This window comes from Denitratimonas organivorans (genome assembly GCF_037478135.1).
In the GTDB taxonomy this organism is placed as follows: Bacteria; Pseudomonadota; Gammaproteobacteria; order Xanthomonadales; family Xanthomonadaceae; genus Denitratimonas.
The window spans coordinates 47,850-69,709 of the sequence record NZ_JBBHDV010000014.1 but is presented as its reverse complement, the minus strand read 5'-3'; the positions used below and the strand labels follow the sequence as shown (position 1 = coordinate 69,709).

General features: G+C 60.4%; 24 protein-coding genes. 23 read left to right on the top strand and 1 reads right to left on the bottom strand.

The window, feature by feature from the left end; all coding sequences use genetic code 11:
• The 16 genes from WDB66_RS13255 to WDB66_RS13180 are packed head-to-tail and all read left to right on the top strand — an operon-like array spanning position 1 to position 14,424.
• Positions 1–363 carry an integrative conjugative element protein, RAQPRD family gene (locus WDB66_RS13255; protein WP_339399078.1) on the top strand — a complete coding sequence of 121 codons (363 nt, stop codon included), beginning with the start codon at positions 1–3 and terminating at the stop codon, positions 361–363.
• Between the two features lie 5 nt (positions 364–368).
• A complete protein-coding gene (locus WDB66_RS13250; protein WP_339399077.1) occupies positions 369–659 on the top strand; it encodes a DUF3262 family protein in 291 nt (96 codons plus the stop codon).
• A 31-nt stretch (positions 660–690) separates the two neighbouring features.
• Entirely contained in the window at positions 691–1,098 is a 408-nt protein-coding gene (locus tag WDB66_RS13245; RefSeq protein WP_339399076.1) for a hypothetical protein, read from the top strand.
• 46 nt (positions 1,099–1,144) lie between these two features.
• Positions 1,145–1,522 (top strand): DUF3487 family protein, encoded by a 378-nt coding sequence (locus WDB66_RS13240; RefSeq protein WP_339399075.1) that lies wholly within the window; start codon positions 1,145–1,147, stop codon positions 1,520–1,522.
• 18 nt (positions 1,523–1,540) lie between these two features.
• Positions 1,541–2,188, top strand: a complete 648-nt coding sequence (locus WDB66_RS13235; protein ID WP_339399074.1) for a PFL_4703 family integrating conjugative element protein — start codon at positions 1,541–1,543, stop codon at positions 2,186–2,188.
• A gap of 11 nt (positions 2,189–2,199) precedes the next feature.
• Positions 2,200–3,033 carry a DUF3438 family protein gene (locus WDB66_RS13230; RefSeq protein ID WP_339399073.1) on the top strand — a complete coding sequence of 278 codons (834 nt, stop codon included), beginning with the start codon at positions 2,200–2,202 and terminating at the stop codon, positions 3,031–3,033.
• Entirely contained in the window at positions 3,030–4,583 is a 1,554-nt protein-coding gene (locus tag WDB66_RS13225) for a TIGR03752 family integrating conjugative element protein (protein ID WP_339399072.1), read from the top strand. The genes WDB66_RS13230 and WDB66_RS13225 overlap by 4 nt, the downstream gene beginning before the upstream one ends.
• Complete coding sequence (locus tag WDB66_RS13220) at positions 4,540–4,944, top strand: TIGR03751 family conjugal transfer lipoprotein (RefSeq protein ID WP_339399071.1); 405 nt, start codon at positions 4,540–4,542, stop codon at positions 4,942–4,944. The genes WDB66_RS13225 and WDB66_RS13220 overlap by 44 nt, the downstream gene beginning before the upstream one ends.
• Positions 4,941–7,898: a conjugative transfer ATPase gene (locus tag WDB66_RS13215; RefSeq protein ID WP_339399070.1), complete on the top strand. Its 2,958-nt coding sequence runs from the start codon at positions 4,941–4,943 to the stop codon at positions 7,896–7,898. The genes WDB66_RS13220 and WDB66_RS13215 overlap by 4 nt, the downstream gene beginning before the upstream one ends.
• Entirely contained in the window at positions 7,898–8,410 is a 513-nt protein-coding gene (locus WDB66_RS13210) for a DUF1525 domain-containing protein (protein ID WP_339399069.1), read from the top strand. The genes WDB66_RS13215 and WDB66_RS13210 overlap by 1 nt, the downstream gene beginning before the upstream one ends.
• Positions 8,407–9,564 (top strand): TraU family protein, encoded by a 1,158-nt coding sequence (locus tag WDB66_RS13205; protein WP_339399068.1) that lies wholly within the window; start codon positions 8,407–8,409, stop codon positions 9,562–9,564. The genes WDB66_RS13210 and WDB66_RS13205 overlap by 4 nt, the downstream gene beginning before the upstream one ends.
• Positions 9,565–9,566: 2 nt before the next feature.
• Positions 9,567–10,244 carry a hypothetical protein gene (locus WDB66_RS13200; RefSeq protein WP_339399067.1) on the top strand — a complete coding sequence of 226 codons (678 nt, stop codon included), beginning with the start codon at positions 9,567–9,569 and terminating at the stop codon, positions 10,242–10,244.
• A 26-nt stretch (positions 10,245–10,270) separates the two neighbouring features.
• Positions 10,271–10,738 carry a TraU family protein gene (locus WDB66_RS13195; RefSeq protein ID WP_339399116.1) on the top strand — a complete coding sequence of 156 codons (468 nt, stop codon included), beginning with the start codon at positions 10,271–10,273 and terminating at the stop codon, positions 10,736–10,738.
• Between the two features lie 29 nt (positions 10,739–10,767).
• Entirely contained in the window at positions 10,768–12,186 is a 1,419-nt protein-coding gene (locus tag WDB66_RS13190; RefSeq protein WP_339399066.1) for an integrating conjugative element protein, read from the top strand.
• An 11-nt stretch (positions 12,187–12,197) separates the two neighbouring features.
• Entirely contained in the window at positions 12,198–12,593 is a 396-nt protein-coding gene (locus WDB66_RS13185; protein WP_339399065.1) for a hypothetical protein, read from the top strand.
• 1 nt (position 12,594) lies between these two features.
• Positions 12,595–14,424 carry a conjugal transfer protein TraG N-terminal domain-containing protein gene (locus WDB66_RS13180; RefSeq protein WP_339399064.1) on the top strand — a complete coding sequence of 610 codons (1,830 nt, stop codon included), beginning with the start codon at positions 12,595–12,597 and terminating at the stop codon, positions 14,422–14,424.
• 61 nt (positions 14,425–14,485) lie between these two features.
• Here WDB66_RS13180 and WDB66_RS13175 read toward each other — a convergent pair whose 3' ends face one another.
• Positions 14,486–14,686 (bottom strand): hypothetical protein, encoded by a 201-nt coding sequence (locus tag WDB66_RS13175; RefSeq protein WP_339399063.1) that lies wholly within the window; start codon positions 14,684–14,686, stop codon positions 14,486–14,488.
• Between the two features lie 120 nt (positions 14,687–14,806).
• Between WDB66_RS13175 and WDB66_RS13170 the strand changes: the two genes are divergently transcribed.
• The 7 genes from WDB66_RS13170 to WDB66_RS13140 all read left to right on the top strand — a co-directional run bounded on the left by WDB66_RS13170 (position 14,807) and on the right by WDB66_RS13140 (position 21,779).
• Positions 14,807–15,130, top strand: a complete 324-nt coding sequence (locus tag WDB66_RS13170; RefSeq protein ID WP_339399062.1) for a hypothetical protein — start codon at positions 14,807–14,809, stop codon at positions 15,128–15,130.
• Positions 15,127–15,627: a PadR family transcriptional regulator gene (locus WDB66_RS13165; protein WP_339399061.1), complete on the top strand. Its 501-nt coding sequence runs from the start codon at positions 15,127–15,129 to the stop codon at positions 15,625–15,627. Before WDB66_RS13170 ends, WDB66_RS13165 begins: the two co-directional genes overlap by 4 nt.
• A complete protein-coding gene (locus WDB66_RS13160; RefSeq protein ID WP_339399060.1) occupies positions 15,624–17,351 on the top strand; it encodes a PcfJ domain-containing protein in 1,728 nt (575 codons plus the stop codon). Before WDB66_RS13165 ends, WDB66_RS13160 begins: the two co-directional genes overlap by 4 nt.
• Positions 17,348–18,613, top strand: a complete 1,266-nt coding sequence (locus WDB66_RS13155) for a DUF1173 family protein (RefSeq protein WP_339399059.1) — start codon at positions 17,348–17,350, stop codon at positions 18,611–18,613. Before WDB66_RS13160 ends, WDB66_RS13155 begins: the two co-directional genes overlap by 4 nt.
• A 32-nt stretch (positions 18,614–18,645) precedes the next feature.
• Positions 18,646–19,047 (top strand): PH domain-containing protein, encoded by a 402-nt coding sequence (locus WDB66_RS13150; RefSeq protein ID WP_339399058.1) that lies wholly within the window; start codon positions 18,646–18,648, stop codon positions 19,045–19,047.
• A gap of 74 nt (positions 19,048–19,121) precedes the next feature.
• Positions 19,122–19,934 carry a hypothetical protein gene (locus tag WDB66_RS13145; RefSeq protein WP_339399057.1) on the top strand — a complete coding sequence of 271 codons (813 nt, stop codon included), beginning with the start codon at positions 19,122–19,124 and terminating at the stop codon, positions 19,932–19,934.
• Between the two features lie 96 nt (positions 19,935–20,030).
• Positions 20,031–21,779 (top strand): CARDB domain-containing protein, encoded by a 1,749-nt coding sequence (locus tag WDB66_RS13140; RefSeq protein ID WP_339399056.1) that lies wholly within the window; start codon positions 20,031–20,033, stop codon positions 21,777–21,779.
• Positions 21,780–21,860: the final 81 nt, after the last annotated feature.

The following is a 21,860-nucleotide window of genomic DNA, read 5'->3' as shown; positions in this document are numbered from 1 at the left end:
ATGAAGCTGATCCCCCAATGCAACAACCTTGGCTATTTCTCCCGCCGCATGGCGCCGGCACTCCTGCTTGTGGCAGTGACATGGTTCGGGATGTTGGTGCTGGCATTTTCACCTTCAACCGCGAAGGCAGATACGGCACTTGAAAACGAATCACTGACCGCACTGCTTGAACAGCTGCGGATCGTGCACGCCCTGGTCGATCAGGCCGAGCAGAACTCGGACCAGAGCAAGCGCGTGAACTTCAACTACGCGGCGGTACGGGCCGACATCAAGACCATCGAGCTGGGTATCGAACAGTACGTGGCCGGCATGCGCGATGCCCCGAAGCGGATTGAACCGCTGGGTGGCGAATACCGCAGGTGATCGGAATGGATATTTCATCCATCGCTGATCTTGTGTCGCTGCTGCCGATGGCTGCTGCTGACCCAAGCACCGCGTATCAGGCTGGGACAGGAGGAAGCCACTCGGTAACCACCATCCGGCGCCTGATTGTTGCGACCACCATGGTGATCCTGGCGGTCTGGGCGGCATGGGCGGCTTGGGGTCGAGTTGAGGCGTATTGGGAGCAGCGGATTCACTTCAAGGCATTGCTGTTTGATGTGATTGGAGTGGGGATTGTTTTTACCGTGATGCTGGGTTTGTTGATAGCTGGTCTGTAGTGCTGTTTGGTTCAATTTAACGGAGTGTGAAATGACTATTTTCAATAACATGGAAGCAAAGAACATGCTGCGCATGGTAGGTGTACTTGCCCTTGTGGCAATTCTGTTTCTGATTGCGCCGGATGCCTTGGCACAGTCTCTTCCGCAGCCACCTGACGGCATGGGTGGACAAAGTGATGGTGACTGGATGGGTGCTATCGGCAAGTTGGTTGCCCGTGGCGCGGGCATTGTCCTGGTGATCGTATCCATCGGCGCGGCTATTGGTGCCCTTTGGTACATCGTTGCGACGATCAACAACATCCGTCTTGGCAAGGCCGATATGGCTGCCCTGGGCATGGCCGTTCTGATCGCCGCCGCTGGCCTGGGTATTTCGGCTCTGTTCGCCAACTACGGCATGACCATCTTGGATGACAACAAGAGCTTCCTTGAAGGCAGCTGATAGAGGGGCCCGGTAGCAACATCCCGGTCCATTGATGGAGAGTCCCATGAGCAGTTTTCAATACACACGTTCGGTCGAACATGAGCCTGTGGCCACCCGAGTCAACCATCAACCTGCCTCACTGCTGGGTATCACCAGCTCGGAGCTGGGGTTTTTGATGATGGTTGCAGCGATCGTGTTCGTGGTGATCGTGATTGGTGGTTTCTTCGTGGGACTCTCCTTCTTCTCGCCTTTGTTGGGCTTGCTTATTGGTGCGGGTCTGGTTGTTTTCGGTGCGGGCAGGCTCCGCGCTGTTAAGCGGAATCGACCGGATCGGTATTACATGCATCGCATGTGGTACTTCCTGGCAAAGCATGTGCCGGGCGTCGCTGGCGAGATCGTCATGCGCTCCGGGCCTTGGTCTACGGGCCGGGACTCCAAATAATCACACGGGTGACCATTCATGTCGTATGTAAGAGCAGTCGAACAAAACCGTTTCTTCATCAAGGTTCTGTTCGCAATCATCGCCCTCATGGCGGCAAGTGTCCTTGCCATGGCGTGGCTCGTAGGGCAATCCCGGTCAAACATCCGCGTGGATGTGCGACCCGGGCTGGCTGCGCCGGTAACCGCACGTGAAGGCGAAATGCCTTCCGAAAATGTCTACAACTTCGCGCTGGTCGTATTCCAGCAGCTCAATCGCTGGCGTGTGGATGGCGCGAAGGATTACCCCGAGCAGATCAAGCGTGTGTCCGCTTTTCTGACGGATCGGTATCGCGGCCAGTTGGAGATCGACAGCAAGCAGCGGCACGCACAGGGTGAGCTGGCCTATCGCACCCGTTCTCTGGCGCCGCCACCCGAACTGACGTTTCAGACAGATCGGGTGACCAAGGTCAATGACAACCTCTGGGTGGTCTATCTGGACCTTGAAATGCAGGAAACCATCCGGGGCAACGTGATCAAGGACACGATCATTCGCTACCCGATTCGCGTGGTTGCGTACTCGGTCGATACGCAGTTCAACCCCTACGGCCTGTTGCTGGACGGTTATCAGGATGAGCCAGTGCGGCTCGATGCTGAAGAACTGGCCAAGCTGAACATTGTGCGGAAATAAAGGAGACACCCATGTACCGCCTCTGCATCCCCTTTTTGTTGCTGCTGGCCCTGGGTGTCGGAGACGCCCATGCGCAGCAAGCTGATCGCATCGTCTGGCAGCAACGCCCGGAACAGGTCCAGTTGTCCGTGGGTCAGGAAACAGCCCTGATCTTCCCGGCGCCAGTCGAGATCAAGTATCCCCGAACCCTGGGTGGACGGCTGGAAGTCACCAGTCTTGGTCGCCGGGTTTTCATCAAGCCGCATGGCGATTTTGATGCAACCCGGATCCATGCCCAGACGCTGGGTGGCGGCTCGTACTATCTGTTCGATCTGTCCGCCACTGACGGCAGCGGTGCACCGGCCGAGATCCAGATTTTTGACGCCACTGCCGAGCCGTCCACGGAGCTTGCCTACAGCGACGGCCCGGTGCCGGCAGCCACCGAAGGCTGGGGCACCAAGATCGTCCCACTGATCCGGTTCATGGCATCGCAATTCTATGGCCCGGAACGGCTGACAGCTCAGCTGCCCGGTGCACGGCGGATCACCGTGGATCAGACCCCGATCGACCTGGTGCCGCTTCGCCATCAGGTGCTGGCTATTCCGCAGGCCGGTTGGCACTACCGGGGCCTGTATGGCTACGCGGTCAAGATCGCCAATCACAGCAACAGCGACTACATCGTGGATCCGCGTGACTTCCGTGGCGCCTGGGTCAGTGCAACCGCTCAGCACTCGCTGCTGACCGCAGGCGCAAGCCAGACGGCACAGACCCGGGCGACCCACGAAACCATCGTCTACCTGACCTCCACCCGGCCGCTGCGCAAGGTTGCGCAGCCGTCCGTGCATGCCCGTGTGGAGGCCCCATGAGCATTACAACGAAAACCCCCAAGCTGATCCCCATTGCAGCAGCGGTCATCGTACTGCTGGTGATCGTGTTCGGATTGGCCCAATGCGGCTCCGATGCACCGGCACCGCGCATCGCGGCCGACAAGCAAACGGGCCTGTCCCGTGCCGAAGGCGACACGCCGGCAGAAGTCCTGGCCCGTGTTTCGTTGCGTCAAAGCGAATACGAATCGGGTACTCGCGACATGCAGCGCCAGGTGGAATCGTTGCAGTCCCAGATTGCCGAGTTGCTCAAAAAGCAGCAGACCACACCAGGTACAGCAGACGGCGTGGTAACAGCTACGAACGTGCCCACTGGCTCGCGCCCGGTTGCACTTGATCAGGTGCAGGCAGCTGAGGTTGAACGCCTCAAGCGCGAGCTGGAAGAAAAGAACAAGGAAGTGGATCGCCTGCGGGGTAACCGGGGTGCGGCTGCCGGCGCCAGTTCCACGGCTGGCAGCGACATTCCGCCCGAATTTGGCTATGACAAGGATCAGCCACCGCCGCCCGCTCGTCGCACCCGCTCGATCTCCGACATCCCAGGCTTGATCGCCGGTAGCACCCGTACAGCCATCGGCAGCGCCACCAGCATCATCCCCGGTGCCACCGCTGGGGATTGGATTGTGGTTCGCCCCCTGGATGCACCTGATGGGCTGACAACCGCCGCCACGGCGGTCACCGGAGCTGCTGCGGGCATCGTGTCTGGTTCCCCGGCAGCGCGGGGACTTGGATCCTCTTCTTCCCGTTCTGGCAGTGGGTCGCGCAGAACGGAAGAGGAAGCCGTCAGCAAGGTCTACACCATTCCGGCCAACGCCACGTTGCTTGGGGCGACCTCAATGACGGCCATCATTGGCCGGATTCCAACATCCGGGCAGGTCAGTGATCCCTACCCCTTCAAGATCATCACCGGCCCTGAAAATCTCGCCACCAATGGCATCGAGATTCCAGGTCTGGAGGGCATGGTCTGGCAAGGCACGGCGGTAGGCGATTGGGGCCTGGGCTGCGTTCGCGGAACACTGGAGCAGGTCACCTTCACGTTTGAGGACGGGACGATCCGGACCGTCGACCAGCAAAGTGCACGGCGTGATTCGGGCAACCAGAGCCGCGCCAGCGGCGACAGCCTGGGTTGGATCAGCGATGACCGTGGCATCTGCGTCCAAGGTGAGCGGATCACCAACGCGGCTCCGATCCTGGCTGCACGTACCGGCGTGGCCATCTTCGATGCCGCAGCAACGGCACTTGCCCGCGCAGAAACCACGACCTCGCTCAGTGCCATCACAGGCGCCGGCTCGGAGTACCTGACCGGCGACGTTGCCCGCTACGCCGGCTTCTCGGGCCTGGGCGCCGGAGCCGACGATTTGAAGCGTTGGCTGGATCAGCGCCTGAACCAGATCTTCGATGCCGTCTATGCCCCTCCCGGGCAGCCGCTGACGGTGCACACCAACATCGAAATCGCCATCGACTACGACCCCATTGGAAGGAAGGTTGACCATGAACAAGTTGCTGCTGCCGATCGCAATCGCCCTCTCGATTAGCCTGATCGCGTCCGGCTGTACGCGGACGCATCGCAAGGAAGGCCCCATCCCCCGTACCGGTCCGACGATCGCCGAGATCTACCGGGGTTCGGCTGCCCACGGAACGGTGGATGGCCACATGCGGCCAATTCATCGCGGTGATGTGGATCTGCATAGCTATACCCGCCACAGCGGTAACGAGATCCGGCAGCTGTTCCCCACGGTCAACAACCCGGTGTTGGTGACCTACATCTTCCCGCACATCGCACAGGGTGGATTGCCGGTGCCCGGCTACACCACCGCGTTCCGCATGTACGCCGATGACGCCTTCGCCCTGCCGGGTGAGGCGCCGCTGTTCCGAACGGATGAATCCAACCGATGAACCAGTCTGCCAACAATTCACTGCTGTCGCGTCTGACTGACATGTTCTTCGTGACCCAACCTGGCCCGCAGGATGGCCAGGTTGGGACTGGCACGCAGGATGCGGCCAACGATCCGGCAGCCATTTCAGCCACGGAGCGCCATGTCCACCCGGGCGCCACGCACGGGAAGATGAGCGACATCAGACGGGCCTATCAGGAGCCGCCGAGCTTCCTGAAATTCGTGCCCTTCCGCGACTTCGACTCCGAATACGGCGTCTTCGTTTTTGACGATGGCCTGAACTGCGGTGTGCTGTTCGAGATCCAGCCGTATCCGACCGAGGCCCGCAGTCTGGACGAACTGGAAACCGTGGCGGAAACCATCGCCACGACCTTGCGTGAGGCCATCCCGGAGGAAGTCGGCTCCCCCTGGATCGTGCAGGCATACGCGACCAACGAGCGCTCGCTGTATCAGGCCACACAGCACTTTGAGCAGTACATCGCGCAACTAAAGCCCGAGTTGCTCAAGACCAAGTTCACGCAGGAGTGGATCAAGGTCATGCGCGCCCATCTGGAGCAGGTGGGTCGGCCGGAGGGCGTGTTCTTCGACAAGTCGGCCAAGAACATCCCCTGGTCGGGCAAGCAGGCCCGCCACTTCATCGCGCTGTATCGCCGGCATTCCCCTGCGTCGTTTGCCGACGCGGCGATCGAAGCGAACAAGGTGGCCGAATCGTTCACGGCCTCGCTTCAGCAGGCCAGTGTCGGCGTGCGCAGGTGCACCGCCAAGGATCTTTACGAGTGGATGTTCCCCTGGCTCTCACCCTGCCCGCCATCTTCTGACGGCGACCCCTACCGCTACGTCCGTGAGACGCCGATCTACGACACCGGCCACCAGGACATGCCCGAGGGTCGGGGCGAGGATTTCATTGCCGGATACGACCTGGGCGACTCAATGGTGTTGGGTCATCCGGTGAGCGATGAAAAGAACCAGTGCTGGTGGTTCAACGGGCTGCCTCATCGGGTGCTGACCTTGCAGCAGCTCACGCGATCACCCAGCTATGGGCATCTGACCGCCGAACGCACCTTTGGCGACGCCAGGATGACCTTGCTCGATCAGATGCCCGAAGGCACCACCTTCGTGCAGACGATCGTCATCAAGCCACAACACGAAGTGCGGGAAGAGCTGGAGCGATTGCAGGTGGCATCACGCGGCCACCGCGAAGAATCGCGAGCTGCCAAAGAGGAAGCCCAGAGTTGCGCGGTCGAGATCGAGGCCGGCAACAAGATGTATCCGATGGAGTTCAGCGTGTATGTGCGCGGCCGCGACATCGAGCATCTGAACAAGGTCAGCAATGAAGTCGCCGGCACCCTGCGCAACCAGGGCCTGCGGATGATGGAACTCGGGCACGATTTTTTCGTGCTCCACAAGTACGTTCAGCAGCTGCCGTTCGCCTATCGGTACGATCTGGATCGCCGTCGCACCAACCGGGCGCGCTATGTCTTCTCGCGCCAGATCGCACGCATCATGCCGATCTACGGACGCGGTGTGGGCACCGGCAATCCTGGCCTGATGTTCTTCAATCGCGGCGCAGAGCCGCTGATGCTCGATCCGATCAAGGATCGCAACAAGAATGCCCATGCCCTGATCCTGGGGCCGTCCGGGTCGGGCAAAAGCGCCTTCATCAACGGCGCCACGCTGAACCTTCTGGCGGTTCACCGCCCCCGCGTCTTCATCATCGACCCGTCTGCCAGCTTCGGGCCAATCACCGAATACTGCGCCGCTCTTGGACTGAGCACGAGCTACCTGCGGGTAGGCTCCCCTGGTGTGACCTTCAACCCTTACGCGGACGCTCTGGAGCTTCTGAACGAGCCGGTGGAGGAAGTAGAACAGCAGCCGGCCACGGATGAGGCAATGAGCACCACATGGGACGCCTGGGCAGATAACGAAGAAGAACTGCGACGGGATCTGATGGGCGAAATGCTCCAGAAGACCCAGGCCATGGTGCTGGCCAACGAAGGTCCGGAAAAGCGGGCGCAGGGGCTGAAATCCTCCCTCAAGGCCAAGTTGCGTGAGGTCATTCTGGATGCCACCCACAGGGTCGCAGCAAAGAATCAGGAGCGTGCCGCCCAAGGGCTTGAACCGTTGCAGGTGACCCCTTCGGATGTGCGAGCCTCGCTGGAAGAGCGCGCCAACAAGGAGAACAGCGAAGAGCTGCATGATCTGGGCTACTCGCTGGCGAACTTCTGCGGCAAGGACACCTTGGCTGGCCGCATGTTCGATTCCCAGGGCATCCCGATGCCCGAGTGCGATGTCACCGTCATCGAGTTTGGCTTGCTGGCCAACGAGCGTTATCAGGCTGAAATGATCGTTGCGGTCATGAGCATGTTCGACCGGATCCACTACCTGGTCGAGAAGAACCAGCACGATGATCGGATGACGCTGATCGTGCACGACGAAGTGCACGTGCAGCTCAAACAGCCGCAGCTGGCTCCCTATATCACCGGCATCGTGAAGCTGTGGCGAAAGCTGGGTGCCTGGTATTGGGCGGCGACGCAGGACTTCCAGGACATCTCCAACAACGCCAAGGCGTTGCTCAACAACCTGGAATGGACCTTCACCCTCCAGATGGGCGAGTCCGATGTCAACGACATGGGCCGATTCCGGACGCTGACCGACGACGACAGGAACCTGTTGCTGTCGCCGAACAAGCAGCCCGGCGATTACGTCGAGGGCGTGGTCATCCGCAAGGGTGTGCCTGATATCCGCATGTTGTTCCGCTCAGTCCTTCCTCCCATTGCCCTGGCGCTGGCCGGCACCGAGAAGGAAGAGAAGGTTCAGCGCCAAAAGCTGATCGAGCAGTACGGACTGAACTCTTTCCTGGAAGCCAACATCAAGTTGGCCGAATTGATCGCAGAGCGACGCGCCAAGGCCACCCGGATGGATGGCAGGCGCAAAAGCTGGCAGGAGGGCGCGTGATGAGTCGTTACCTGATGGGTGGCTTGCTTCTGGCGGTGCTGGCGTTCGCAAGCGCGCCAGCTTTGGCGCAGGGCGTTGAGATCGTGCACAGCAAGGCTGTTACCACCAGGGCGATTGCCCCAGACGATCTGTTGCCTGGAAGGATCCGGCTTTTTGTCTCAGACCAGGCTCCCATGCAGGTCAGCGACCGTCTGGCACAGGTGCTTGAAGAGGCTGGCGTGACGGTCGATGTGCACCACGTCGATGAGCTGGCCAAAGCGGAGGCCGCACTGAATGCCTCCCTGCCCAAGGACATGGCCGAAGCCGAGGCGCTGATGAAGCGCCGGATCGCGGATGGTATGGCGCTGGATCAAGAGGTGCAGCGTGGCTGGCTGAACGTGATGATGGTTCGGCAATTCCAGATCCAGCGAGTGCCCGCCGTGGTCTTTGATGACTCTCAGGTGGTCTACGGCGAATACGATCTGGAACGGGCGCTGCGGCACTACCAGGTGGCAGCGGAGCGGTCACGATGAACGCACTGGTTCGGCGCCTGATCGTACTGTTCGCGCTGGCGCTCGGGATCCCGGCGCCAGCCGGCGCGCAGTACGCCTTCAACACCTCTTGGGCAACCGGGGTGGCGATTGAAGGTGTGCCGCTGTGCCTGAACTGGTGTGTTGTGGGCGTCTGCTATTTCCTGGTTCCCAACTGCACGCCGGTCGGATGCTTCCCCACGATCGAAACCACCGCCAGGATCAAGCACAAGTTCCCGGACGTGATCGTTTCGTCGTGGACCGCAGGGCCGAATCCGTATCTGGAAGGTGCCGCCCTGTACGACATTGCAGCTGCTGCCGCTGGCGGTTCGATGATGGCCGGCGTGTTGGGTGGAGGCGAGCACATCCGGCGCGACAGCATCCTTACAACCCCGGAATTTGGGGATCTTGCGCCCAAGGTGGAGGCCGATCAGGCAGTCAAGGGAACTGGCGATCAGGAAGAACAACAGCGATCAACGCACTTGCGGTTCAAGCACACGGCCGTCATTGGCCACCCCATGACAGCGGTAAACCAGGGCGGGGTGTTCGGTGCCATCGGCGCGAACATCCCGGGGATGTGCCCCTCCGAGGCCATTCCGATGCTGTCCTACTACCACTCCGATTTCGACGCGATCAACTGGCGAACGGGCCTGACCGATCTGCTGCATCCGATGTGGCTGCTGTTCGCCAATGTTCCGGGCTTGTCCGAGGTGGGTCTGTGGCCCCTGAATGTGTATGGCCCGCGCTTTCCCCGCACCGGGTTCGTCAACCAGTATTCCGATTACATGTCGGCGGCCGTCGCCGCTGATCGCGCCATGCACATCGTCACGCGATTGCTGCAATGGCGCATCTATGTGCCGCTGTATCGACCGGATTTGCCGGCTGATGTGAAAGCCCCAGGCGAGAGCATTGGCGACTGGCTGGACACCATCGGCAACTCGCTGGGCCTGCTTAATGGGCCGTGGCAGATGGTGCTGCCCCTGCCCGATCCGTCTTGCAACAACTTCGGCCTGGAAATGGATCTTGGTCGCGGCAACGACTCTGGCCGCTATGCCTGGAATTACTGGCAGAGCTACGAGTGCTGCCTCACAAGAAACGGAATCTATCTGGGGAGCGTCAATGCCACCGAGCTGGTGTGCATGGCGCTGGGAGACTGATCATGTCTATTCGGATGCGCATTGCCTCGTTGCTGTTCATGCTCGCGGTTCCTCTCCATGCGCTACACGCGCAAACACCGGGCGGTGGAGGGGATGAGGCGCTGGAGTTGCAGGATTTCGATATCGCCACAGCCACGGAAGTGGCTATGGAAGGGATGGAGAAATGCATCAACTGGTGTGTCACCGGTGTGTGTTTCTTCCTGGTGCCCAACTGCACGCCGATTGGATGCTTTCCCACGATTGAAACAACGCCTCGCATCAAGCACGACTACCCCGATGTGATCGTGTCCGCCTGGACGACACGGGGCAATCCGTTTACCGAAGGCGGGGATCTCTATGACGAACTTCAGCATGAGGTGGGGTCATCCTTCATGGGTGGTCTGCTGGGTGGCGGTCAATCCGTGAGGCATGACGCGATCATGGAGGAAGCCACCTTCGGAGAGCCGACCGGAGATGATGTGGAAGCGGTAGCTGGCAGCGGGGATCGAGAAGAACAACAACGCTCTACGCACCTTCGCTTCAAGTACGCCACGGTTATCGGCCACCCCATTACTGCTGCCAGTGAAGCTGGTGATGGGGATATTCCCGGTATATGCCCATCCGAAGTAACCCCGATGATGGCCTATTATCTTTCTGATTTAGATGCATTAAGTTGGCGGGGGGGGGGGGGCTGGATTTAGTGAATCCAGTATATTTACTTTATGCAATGGTTCCGGGATTATCAGAGGTTGGATTATGGCCGCTTAATGTATACGGGCCGCGATTCCCTCGGACCGGCTTTGTGAATCAATATAACGATTACATGTCCGCAGCAGTTGCGGCTGAAAGGGCAATACATATTGCAACAAGACAGAATGAATTGAGGATTTACCAGCCATTGCATGACGAAGACATGCCAGAGGATGTTGAGCCACCAGGTCCAAGCCCTGACAACGTGGTCAGTTCGTCGGATGAGGCAGAGCTTCGTGGTGGTCCATGGCAAATGATCATGCCGAGAAAAGACAAGTCCTGTCACACCATGGGTGCTGAACTTGATTTTGCACGATCCAATGATTTTGGCCGGTATGGCTGGAACTACTGGCAAACCTACAAGTGCTGCCTGACCCGGAACGGGATCTATCTGGGCAGTGTGGAAGATGAGGAAGGCGACGGTGCCTGCCTCGAAACCAATTGAACCGAACGATTGCGACAAAGGGTGATGTGATGAACGCGAAGCGACTGGTGATTACGAGCATGGCCGCAGGCGCGGTGTTGACCGCAGGGATGATGTTTGCTGCGGAGTCGGCCAACGCTCAGCGTGGCCCGATGTACTACCGCCTGGGTGGCGCCTCCCCTGTGCCGCCTGCGGCACACCTGTCCTATACCTATTCGATGGGCGTGAACTTCCGGGCGGGCGCGAATTTCTCCTGTGGCAAGTTCAATCTCAAAGAGAACATCGCCGGCGTGCTGGACAGCGTGAAGGGCGCGGCCGATGACTTGCAGAACATGATGGTACAGGCTGCGAACTCCGCCATTGCCTCGCTGCCGGCACTGATCCTTCAGCGCATCAACCCGGGTCTTTACGACATCTTCCAGAACGCCCTGCTTGAGGCCAAAGCCCGGGTGAATATCTCGGTGGCCTCCTGTCAGCAGCTTGAAGCCGCGATGGCCGATGAGGATCGTAATGCCTTCCAGGAATGGATCCGTGTGGGTCAGTGGAACTCCTGGCAGGAAAAGGGTGCTGCAAATCCAGCAAAGGCGCCAGCGATCAAGGAAGAAGTCGCAGAAGACAACGGCCGCGATGGCACCACCTGGATCTGCTCCGATGACAGTGACGACAAGGCCGGTGGCGAAGGTCAGCGACCGATCAAACCGGTGCGCGACGCGGTGGTGGCCGGCATCAACATCATGCTCGATCGCCAGGGATCGGGCCGACCCAATGAAATCTGCTCGAATGCACCAATCCCCAGCGGCAGCGGATCGGGTAGTTCTGATCGTCTGGCGGGCCTTTGGGATCGACCCGAGGAAGTCGCAGAGTTTGCGGCCCAGGTCGTCGGTGACACCACGGTCTTTACCTACGATACGCCGGGCAAGGAATACCAGCCTGGCAAGGGCATTCTGCCCTTCGTGGAGCGTGATTCCACCATGGTCAACGTCAACATTGGTCAGGCCATCCAGCAGAGCATGGGGCAGCCGCTCAGCGAGGCAATGGTCGAGGCCATCAGTGCGCCGTCGCTGAACATCACCGAGCAAACGCTCGATGCGCTGCGGCAGATGCAGGGCGAAGAGCGAGCTGCCTATGTGAAGCGGCTGGCAGACGAAGTGGCCGTTGCCCGGAACATCGAAAAGCTGCTGCTGGTGCGCCGGGCGCTGCTGGCGGCGCGGGATCTTCCGGACGTTCGCAACTCGCCGGCAACCACCCAGATCAATGAGGCGATCGCTGAGCTGTACGAGGAAGTGGAAGAACTGATGTTCGAGACACGGATCCGGCATGAGTTGGTCAGCAACACGGCCCTGCTGATCCTGGGCGAACAGGCAGCACGCCGGATGGAGCCGATCATCATCAATTCCCCGGACGGCGGCGGTGGCATGGAACATGGCGCGCCTTCGCGTGGTGGTCTTGTCGGCGATGAAACCCCGTGATGGACATGCCGATGACTGATTCCGCGCCCGTGACCATGACCCGTACTCGCCGTTGGTGGCGGCGAGCACGGCTCCTGTTCGGTGTCCTGATGGCCCTGGCGGCTGCGGCCCTGCTCACCCTGATCCTGTCCCATTGGGCGTTCGGACCGGGTGCGCAAGGCATGTGGCGGATGCAGGAGGCGCTACAGGGGGCACGCTGGCCCTCGGCCATTGCACGCGGTGTGTTTGGTGCAGCGGTGTTCCTGGTGTGGCCACGGGTGTTGGTGTGGCGCAGCGGCCGGGAGGGTTGGAGTCAGGCTCGTCTGGCGGCAACCCTCCAGCGTGATCGTCTGTTCATCGGCGCTGCGATCTTCGTGGATGTCGTGGTCCTGAATCTTCCCCTTTGGATCTCTCTGGTGCGAGGCTGATATGGGCGTTTTTTCGTATGCGGAGCTTTACACGACCATTGTGGGGTGGACCCTCTATGGCCTAGTCTGGGAGCTGCTGACGCTCACCGGCATCGCGTGGATCCCGTTCCTGATCGCGATCTACCAGAACACCCGCGAACCGATGGAGGCACAGGAGTCGCGTGACGCGACCCAGGTGTCGATCAGGCGCATGTTCTGGTCGCTGGGCGTCATGGTGCTGGTGGTGGCTTTCTGCGTAGTCCCGACCACCGGGATCAACGTCAGCACCGTCACTTTCACTTGCCCGCCGACCCTGGGCAATCCATCGGCGGCATGTGTGTCGGGCGTGAGCTACGGCAGCACCGGAACGGGCTATGACGCCGCACCGATGCCAGGCATGGCAGGAGGAGCTGCCGGCAGCACGATCAAATTGCCGATCTTCTGGGCGGGCCTGTCCTCGATCAGTGGCGGCTTCATCAACGCGATGGTGTCCGGGTTGCCTCAGCGTGCTGGCTTGCGTGAGCTTCAGAGCGTGGCGGCGGCAGCCAACATCATAGATCCGAATTTGAGCAGCCAAGTACAGCGCTTTACCAGAGAGTGCTACATCCCGGCCATGAACAAGATGGAGGGATGGAAGGCGGGCGTTGGAACATCCAACCATCAGGGCGTGATGCAAATGCTCGAAGGCAATGCCATCGGCTCAAACCGATCCATGGATTACATCGGTAACAGTTTGCTTCGCAGTACGGTGGGACTGTATGTCCCCTGCCCCAATCCAGACTTCTGCGGAAACACCCTGAAAGCCTCGGCGCCGGTCCCTGGCTACGAAGGCGATGGCCGCCCGAACTGTGATGAATGGTGGAACGATCTCCGTAATGGAAAGCCCGATCTTCACCATGGTCTAGTGGAAGAAGCTGCCAGGAACATGTCGGGCGGCACCAAGAGCAAAGGCGAAGTCCTGGCCGGCATACAGGGAGCGGTAATGGGTGCAGCCCAATGGGCGGGATTCAACATCGACATGTCCGGTGGAATTGATGAGGACATGCTAGTTCACATGGCAGCTGGGAATCTGGTGCACACGGCTTCTTCGCGTGCTGATCGGGCTATTTCTGCTGGTTTGACAGCTGCGGATCATGCTTTCAAGTGGATAAACCCACTGAATCCCGGTGGGCTCTCCAGTTTGATCAACATGGAAAACGTGAGATCAGTAGGCCAAACATATGGCCTTGCCTCAGAGAAGTTCTCTCTGTCCATCAAGATGCCCCTCATCATGAAGGCCGCACCCTTGGTGCAGTCGATCCTCATCATGGTGATCATCGCGCTGGTGCCCATTGTGATGGTGATTGGCCGCTACAGCCTGAGCACGTTGATGGTGTGCGGGATCGGGTACTTCACGGTGCGTTTCTGGACCGTGTTGTGGGCGATCGCGGCCTGGGCGGATGAGCTGCTGTTTGCCCTGTTCGCCAGTAACCAGTCCCTGATCGAAACCGGGAGCTTTGGGCCGAACGATGCTTCGATCTCGTTCGCTCGTTATGCAATGCAGCTGAGCGAGTACCAGATGAGTTCGGTGGTGGAGCTGACCACGGTCATGCTCTACCTGGGCATGCCGGCGATCTTCTCCATGCTGCTGGGCTGGGCCGGTGTCGTCGGCATCAACGGCCTGAACGAAGGCATGAAGGGCATGATGTCCAGCACCGAGAGCGCGGGTAACCGGGCGGATCAGGGTGTCCGGTCAGCTGCTGGCGCGGCGGCTATTGCTGCCGCTGCACCTGTTGCGGCAGCAACTGGTGGTGTTGGCGGTGCAGTTATTGGTACGGCAGCTCGTGGCGCATCAGACATCATCCGGAAATGAGAAACGGGGCTATGCCCCGTTTCTTTAAAACTAATCCAGATATGGAAAATCTACGTTGAGCTTAGTCACCCCACCCATAGTCATCCCAGATGCTGAAAGGGTTGATGTTCGCAACGGTAAGCGGGTGAGTCGGGTTGTAGATCAGATCAACAACTTCGTTGCCCTTCGGTGGGGTAGTTTTGATCACATTGGCCACCACACCCTCCGGCACCGGAGGTGCCCGGAAGGCATTGACAGCGGCGTTGAGGATGGATTTCAGCATGACCTGGCTCCTTGGAAGGGGCCTCACGTAGTAGAGGGATCTCACCACATGAGACTGAGGGATGGTTGCACTGTACGCCTGGCGGGCGTCGTGCGCAATTTTTGCTCACCCGCGAGGGGTGTGTTGTTCAGCCTGGGCCTGCTGGCGGCATGGCCAGGGCTGGCACTGTCGGCACCCGATTCGGCAGTGACCAGCGCGCCGGCCGCAACGTCAGCGCGCTACATCATCGAAGGACAGAACCTAAGCGAATCCGATGAAAAGCAGCGGAAGATGAACCACTACCGGTTACGGGAGTGGCGCCGGATGATGGACACCGAGGTCAACGAACGCACGCGGCGGCACGCGCTGTACTGCGCCCAGACCATCGGCAGCGATATCGGCTACTGGCGACCGGAAGATGACCCGGCGTGCGAGTTGCCATGGTTGGGAGGGCGGGCGCCGTGAGCGAGCCTCAGAAGGAATCCACCCCGCCTCTGTCCGGCAAGGAATACTTCCAGGCCGTCCACGAGGAAGGCGTCATTGCCCGCTTTGCCGGCGAAGACGAAAGCGCCTGCCCGGACCCCGAAGACTCCTTCGAGCACGGCGCCTGGATGAGCGGCTGGCGCCAGGTGGATCCGCTGCCAACAGCGCAACGCCTGGCCTTGGTCGGCATCGCGCTGGTGGGCGACAACGGCAAGCACACCATCGAGCAGGTGCGCTATGCCGATGCCCGGCAGATTGGCTACGGCGACTCGGATCGCGGCTTTACCTACACCATCACCCGGAAGTTGAAGTTCAAGGGGCTGATCGAGTCCATCAGCGTCGGCCGCGATGAGAAATCCGGGGTGAAAGACTACGTGTACCGGATCACACCCCGTGGCCAGCGCGTGGCCGAAGAGATCGTGGAGCAGATGGCCGATCTGATCTTCGAGCACGGGGATAAGCAGGAGGATCAGGGATGATCCAGCGCGAAGTCACATCCAGATGGACCAAACTGCGCAAGTTCGCCTATGTGGCCCGTTCGCTGCACACCAAGAAATACGTGTACCGGAAAGCACAATATGTTGGCGGGCCGATCGTCCACACCTCTCATCCCAAAGCCTTCCGCAGGGCGTTCGTCGCCGCTTCCTTGAAGCCATCGGTGAGGGTTGAAGTCGGTCCCATCATGGTTCAATTCATGGTCTTTGACACACTGGTTGCCAGCTTTGACCGGGTAACCCGCAAGATCAGGAAGCATGAGTACGATTGGTTTTGTCCGTTTTCTTTAACCCCAACCAACATCCGAAACCTTGCGAATAGGGTTCATCGCGAGCGCTGGAAGATCATTGAGCAGCATTACAAGAATCAGGCCCCCAAGGGCACTCTTCGACTTGATGATCACTGTGCTGGCTATATCCATAGTCGCATCAGGGCGGTCAGGCCGCTGATCATACATGCCATCAAGTCTTTTACCGAGGCATCTGTGCCGCATGTGGTGTCCGCTTTCAGGTCTGCTGGAATGCAGTATCTGACAGGCGACAGGATGTTGCGGTACGTGAACGCGATGGCGAGTCGCGGCGAAGGACCAGCTCGGATTTTATTTGCACTCAAGACGTGGCCTGCACTGATGCGAGCACTCATGCTAAGGCCGAATTGCAAAGGCGAATTCGACGATATATTTGACGGCGTGCCGCCCGCTAAGGTGCTGTCAAAGGCGCTGGACATTCCGCACTTCGTGGTGCGGCGAATGATCGGCGTCACTACACAGCGCACCGGGTTCCTGATCACTGGTCCTGATAGCCCCTTGGACCTGATGCAGCACCTGCCTCAGCATGTTCTTCCCAGATCCCGGCGCGACTGGTTGGTGTTGGGGAAAATCGTACATCCGGTTTTGCAGGAGCTTGAGGATGGCCGCACCTCCTATAACTGGTGGGGCGGCGGGTTGCCGGTATACGAGGAACAGTGGAATCAGTTGGTCCCGTGCCTTTTCCGGGGTGTGAAGAAGCTCTCTGATCTGGAGCAAATTCGCACCGCCCTGCTGACCTTTGTCGATGCTTTGCAATCACTCAATGGAGCAATCGCACGACTACACCACGTGGCTACGGCGGATGACAACAGCGAATCGACCGCGCAGTGGCGACGTTTGGCTCAGTTTTATGGAGGGATCCGGAGCATGTCACTGCCCCAGATGGCCCGGCTATCCACGGCCTACCATCAGGCCCATGACCGGATCACTCGCCAGGTCAGCTCATCGTTGCTGGGAGAATCCGACCCTACAAGCTGGCCTGGGCTGATGCCCGAGGCCCAGCTTGACATTCCCAACTCCAAGATCGTCGCTGTCGAGTTGTTGAGCAGCGGTGAACTTCTCAAAGAAGGGGCTGCGTTGTCTCATTGCGTGGGTTCCTACGACAGTCCCTGCCTGATGGGAGAAAGTCGCATTGTCTCATTGCGTCAGGATGGACGTTCGCTTTCAACGATCGAGTTTGTTCAAGAGCGGGTTGACGGAAAGCCCATTCTTCACATCGGGCAGCACTTCGGGCGCGACAACAGGGATCCCAGCGCACGTTGCCTGAAAGCTGCCAGGTGGCTGCACGGCTATCTGAAAAAAAAGGGGCGCAAGCGGTGGCCCAAAAAGCTGCTGGCCAAGGACAAGGTCACCTCGCTGATTGAAGTCAGGATGATGGACTTCTGGATGGAGCAGGCATGATCGCCAAGGCACAGGTACTGCTGCTGGATGCTGCCGGTGATCGCGTGCCGATGCCGGTAGGTCACCCGGATGACCCGGATTGGCAGATGGCCCTGAAAGCGCATCTGGACAGGATCAAGCGCGAACCGGTCCTGTGCACCTGCACCACGCCGGCACCCAAGATCACTGTGCGGCAGATTGGCGCCCAGGAACGACTGTTTCTGGCGATCTATCCAGAGTCAGGACCAGGGCACGATCCGGATTGCTGGTTCTGGCGACCCAACATCGAGCAATCCGGCCGCAAGGGTTACGTCGATCGGGTGGTCAGCCACGACGGCGAGAACCTGGTGGTGTCCCTGCGCCACGGCTTGAACCGGGCGCCGCCACCGGCAGACACCACGGAGGTGCGCACCACCGGTCTGGGTGTTGGCCAGCCACGTCGCCGGCAGCGCGCCATGTCGGCGCTTGGGTTGCTGCACCTGCTGTGGGAAGAGGCCCGCATCAATCACTGGCATCCGCGTTTCAGTGATCGGCGCTGGTGGCCTGCGATCACCGCCCTGCGGGCAGCTGCGGGCCACACCCGGATCCGGCAGCGCGGACAAGAGCCGGTGCCCGTGGTCAACCGCTGCGTCTTCGTCCCGCCCTTTCCTGGCGAGCAGGACAAGAAGGCCCAGGCCGAGGTGCTGTGGACGCTGTTCCAGCCAGGTCGCAGAAAGCGCGGCGGTGATCGACTGATGGTAATGGGTCAGGTCGCCGGGTTCTGGGACCGGCCGCGTGCGGTGCGCGTTGCCGGCCTGACCCGCCTGTATCTGAATCTGGTGCCCGATGACTTTGAGCGCCTGTACGAACGGCACACGCAGCTGGCGGCGTCCAGCGATCAGGTCGTTGGGCTGTTCATGCTGGAAACCCAAGGTGTGGACCGGCGCAACAACATGCGCTGCGCGGTCATTGATGCCGGGATGATGGCCTGTACCAAGGCGCTGATCCCCGTGGATAGCCGCTTGGAGCATGAGGTGGCGTCTCGCCTGATCCAGAACGAGCGACGGTTCTACAAGCCCCTGCGCTATGACGCGGAGGTTGATGCAGTGCTGCCGGATTTTGTGTTGCTCGATGCCGGTACGCCGTACCCGATGGAGGTGTACGGCATGGCCACGCCGGCCTACGAGGCCCGGCGCGAAGAAAAGCAGGCGTACTACGACGAACAATTCGCCGGCCGCTGCTGGTCATGGGACGCGGTGGCCAATGACCCGATGCCGGCGTTCCCGGCTCGGGTGTTTCGATAGGAGAGGATGCTGTGAGGGAACACACGAACATCTTGTGGCAAGGACGCCCGAGCCAAGTCCTGAATGCCAACATCTACATGCTGTGCGCGCTGGGTGCGCTGCTGGTGGTGCCGCTGCTGATTGCTGCTTGGCAGTGGCTCAGTCTGCGGGCGGTGTCCTATCAGGCCACGGGTGAAACCCTCACCATTCGGCATGGTGTCCTGAACCGCCAGGTCGAACAGGTGGAGCTGTTCCGGATCAAGGATCTGTCGCTGAGCAAACCGGTGTGGCAGCGCATGCTCGGCATGGGCACCATCGAGCTGCTGACATCCGATCAGACGGCGCCCGTGGTGCGTCTGGAGGCCATCGCCAACAGCGATCAGGTGCTGGAGCTGCTGCGCTCCACGGTGCTGCGTGAAAGGCAGGCCAAGGGAGTGCGGGAGATCGACCGATGAGCGCCTTCCCGCTTCGCAATGCGGCCAAGCTGGTGTCCGAGGATCGGCACCCGGTCAAGCAGGCCCTGTACGCCATGGAGCGTGCCCAGGTGCATTCGGTAGAGCCGTTCCGTGTCGTGGATGAGCAGCTGAGGGTGGATGCGCAGTTGCGCTATGCGGCCGTCCTGCTGGCGCCGGACAAGATCATGCGCCGGCAGGTGGTGGTGCTGACCGACTGGACCCGGTGCGGCCTGGTCAAGTCGCTGGCCTTGCCCATCTACGTGTCCACCTTGCGGCGTGCCCAGACGCAGATCCGCCGTTCGGCTGAGTTCTACTTCCTGCTTCACTACCCTGCCCGCTTCCTGGATCCCATCGCGTTCGACGTGGCCATGGCCCGGCTGCCGTTGCTGGGCGAGCTGGGTGAGGCGCAGCGCATCGTGTGGGTGGATGTGCTCGAACGATGGCTGGTCCACGGCCATGATGCGGAAACGATCGCCACGGCGACGCAGATGCGGCCCACGCAGATCCGGGCCTTCATCAGGAACGCTGCATGGTCCTACCGCCGCGCTCGCGTGCAACCAAGCCCACTGGATCCCTTCCGCTTTGGTCGGCCGCGCTGGGGCGGGTTTGGCTTGGCCTGGGATGAGCTGACACAGGACTACATCGTGACACCGGAAGATCGCCCGCCGCTGGATGCCTGTGCACGCATTGAAACGATCTTGGCCGAGATTAAGTGGAGTCATCCGACTTCGCATCTGGGTCTTCGACCCACGTTTGACCAGGCGCTGCCCTCGCAGCAAAGCAGGATTGAAGATCCGGCAGAACACGATCCATGGAGCGGCAGCGATGACGGGATCGACCTGGCCGATCTGTTCGCAGGATCCGTGGACGACTTGATCGCCGGCTAACCCGGCCGCCCCAGAACACGCTGTCACTTCCAGGCGCCGGCCATTGGCCGGCGTCTTGCTGTGCGTGTTCGGTGGTCGGATTGCACCAGTAAACGTGTGTTCTCGATCCTTAAATGTGCGGAATCCGCGCAAATAGAGGTTGAAACAGAACGGCAAAGGGTGGATGATGGCGCGCATTGCGCAATGCCGGGTATCCAAATGGGACAGCGGAAAACAGGGGGGCGAGCTTTGTGGCTCGCGCTGATGGCAGCAGGACTGCTTGGGCTGAACATGAGTCACGCCCAGGCGCAGGCGTTGACGCCTGTGTGGTATCTGGTTCTGGACAACAAGTGGTACGAGGTCAATCCGACCGACTACTTCGTTGAAATCATGGGCGGCGCCACCGCCGTGATGGTCCCTGACAGCACCCAAGCGAACTGCCGTCGCAGCAATGGTCAGGCGGGTGTGCCAAGCCAGCGCTTGTTGGTCTACGGCCCGATCTACCAGATGGTCTACCTGGCCGGCAGCCAGTATTACGAGTGGGAAACCATCGGCAATTACAAGGTGAGGATCTTCCGGGCGACCTCCTCAACCGGAGACATCATTTGCGATAACGCGCTGACCGAAGAGCCGTTCCCTGCCGGGACGGCTGATCTGGCGGTTTCGCTGGTCGATAGCGTCGACCCGGTGGCGCCTGGTGCGGCCTTCAGCTACACCGCTACCGTTTTCAATGCTGGCCCCGATGAAGCAAGGTCGCCGAGCCTACTGTTCACGATCCCGGGCGAGGCCGTCTACAACAGTGCGGGCGGTCCGGGATGGTCTTGCACTCGCTCCGGCGTACAGGTCACCTGCGCATCGCTGACATCGCTTGCGTATGGGGCTTCGTCATCTGCCAGCGTCAACCTGCTGGCGCCGGCTGCCCCGGGCCACACGCTCAATGCGACGGTGACTGCAAGCGCCAGCAGTTCGGATCCGAACCAGGCCAACAACGTATCGACCCAGAGCACCCAGGTCAGCGGCACGCCGGCATCTGCCGATCTGGCGATCTCCATGGCGGACGCCTATGACCCGGTGGTGGCCTCTACGGCCTACGCATACACCATCACCGTAGAGAATCTGGGTCCATCGACAGCGGCCAATGCGGAGGTGACCTACACCCTGCCCGGCCCGCTCACCTATGTGGGCACGTCAGCTCCTGGCTGGACCTGTTCGCTGACCAATCGCACGCTCAAGTGTCTGCGCGGGAATCTGCCGGCAGGCACCAGCTCACAGATCGTCGTTTCTGTCACGGCGCCAGGTACGTCGACCACGCTGACCAATTCCGTCTCGGTCAGTGCGATCACTCCGGATGAGGTGGGCGCCAACAACACCGACACCGAAAGCACCCAAATCGTCACGCACTCGCAGTCGGCAGATCTGGCAGTAGGTGTGACCAATCCCGGGCCGCAGGCCGGGGGTGCGCAGTACAGCTATCTGGTTGGAGTGAGCAACAACGGTCCGATGGGCACCACCGCTGTTGAGGCCACCTTCGCCCTACCCACGGGCGCGGCCTACAACGGCGCCTCGGGTGCTGGCTGGAGCTGCCTGCCGGGTGCAGGTTCGGTGACGTGCACCCGCGCCAATCTGGCAAACGGTGCCAGCGCGCCGCTGACGATCCAGGTCACCGCGCCATCGACAGCAGGGGTCGCGGTCTTCACCGCCAACGTCCGCAGTGCGCGGGGCGACGCCAACCTGCAAAACAACACATCGAGCGTGACTCACCAGGTCAACAACCCAGGGTGGGAGCCGCCGTTGTTTGAGGATGGGTTTGAGCAGTATCAGGTTTTCAGAAACGGGTACGAAGTTGAGGCTGATGAGGCTGATTGATTAGGGGCAGTCGTGGTGGCGGTTGCCTGATGCAATTTGATGCTTTGTTTATCTTGGAGTGGACATGAAAAGTTCAACAGG

Excerpts from the sequence above, each read along its gene's own strand:
- WDB66_RS13255 (WP_339399078.1), top strand. The coding sequence starts at position 1 with ATGAAGCTGATCCCCCAATGCAACAACCTTGGCTATTTCTCCCGCCGC.
- WDB66_RS13250 (WP_339399077.1), top strand. The coding sequence starts at position 369 with ATGGATATTTCATCCATCGCTGATCTTGTGTCGCTGCTGCCGATGGCT.
- WDB66_RS13245 (WP_339399076.1), top strand. The coding sequence starts at position 691 with ATGACTATTTTCAATAACATGGAAGCAAAGAACATGCTGCGCATGGTA.
- WDB66_RS13240 (WP_339399075.1), top strand. The coding sequence starts at position 1,145 with ATGAGCAGTTTTCAATACACACGTTCGGTCGAACATGAGCCTGTGGCC.
- WDB66_RS13235 (WP_339399074.1), top strand. The coding sequence starts at position 1,541 with ATGTCGTATGTAAGAGCAGTCGAACAAAACCGTTTCTTCATCAAGGTT.
- WDB66_RS13230 (WP_339399073.1), top strand. The coding sequence starts at position 2,200 with ATGTACCGCCTCTGCATCCCCTTTTTGTTGCTGCTGGCCCTGGGTGTC.
- WDB66_RS13225 (WP_339399072.1), top strand. The coding sequence starts at position 3,030 with ATGAGCATTACAACGAAAACCCCCAAGCTGATCCCCATTGCAGCAGCG.
- WDB66_RS13220 (WP_339399071.1), top strand. The coding sequence starts at position 4,540 with ATGAACAAGTTGCTGCTGCCGATCGCAATCGCCCTCTCGATTAGCCTG.
- WDB66_RS13215 (WP_339399070.1), top strand. The coding sequence starts at position 4,941 with ATGAACCAGTCTGCCAACAATTCACTGCTGTCGCGTCTGACTGACATG.
- WDB66_RS13210 (WP_339399069.1), top strand. The coding sequence starts at position 7,898 with ATGAGTCGTTACCTGATGGGTGGCTTGCTTCTGGCGGTGCTGGCGTTC.
- WDB66_RS13205 (WP_339399068.1), top strand. The coding sequence starts at position 8,407 with ATGAACGCACTGGTTCGGCGCCTGATCGTACTGTTCGCGCTGGCGCTC.
- WDB66_RS13200 (WP_339399067.1), top strand. The coding sequence starts at position 9,567 with ATGTCTATTCGGATGCGCATTGCCTCGTTGCTGTTCATGCTCGCGGTT.
- WDB66_RS13195 (WP_339399116.1), top strand. The coding sequence starts at position 10,271 with ATGGTTCCGGGATTATCAGAGGTTGGATTATGGCCGCTTAATGTATAC.
- WDB66_RS13190 (WP_339399066.1), top strand. The coding sequence starts at position 10,768 with ATGAACGCGAAGCGACTGGTGATTACGAGCATGGCCGCAGGCGCGGTG.
- WDB66_RS13185 (WP_339399065.1), top strand. The coding sequence starts at position 12,198 with ATGACTGATTCCGCGCCCGTGACCATGACCCGTACTCGCCGTTGGTGG.
- WDB66_RS13180 (WP_339399064.1), top strand. The coding sequence starts at position 12,595 with ATGGGCGTTTTTTCGTATGCGGAGCTTTACACGACCATTGTGGGGTGG.
- WDB66_RS13175 (WP_339399063.1), bottom strand. The coding sequence starts at position 14,686 with ATGCTGAAATCCATCCTCAACGCCGCTGTCAATGCCTTCCGGGCACCT.
- WDB66_RS13160 (WP_339399060.1), top strand. The coding sequence starts at position 15,624 with ATGATCCAGCGCGAAGTCACATCCAGATGGACCAAACTGCGCAAGTTC.
- WDB66_RS13155 (WP_339399059.1), top strand. The coding sequence starts at position 17,348 with ATGATCGCCAAGGCACAGGTACTGCTGCTGGATGCTGCCGGTGATCGC.
- WDB66_RS13145 (WP_339399057.1), top strand. The coding sequence starts at position 19,122 with ATGGAGCGTGCCCAGGTGCATTCGGTAGAGCCGTTCCGTGTCGTGGAT.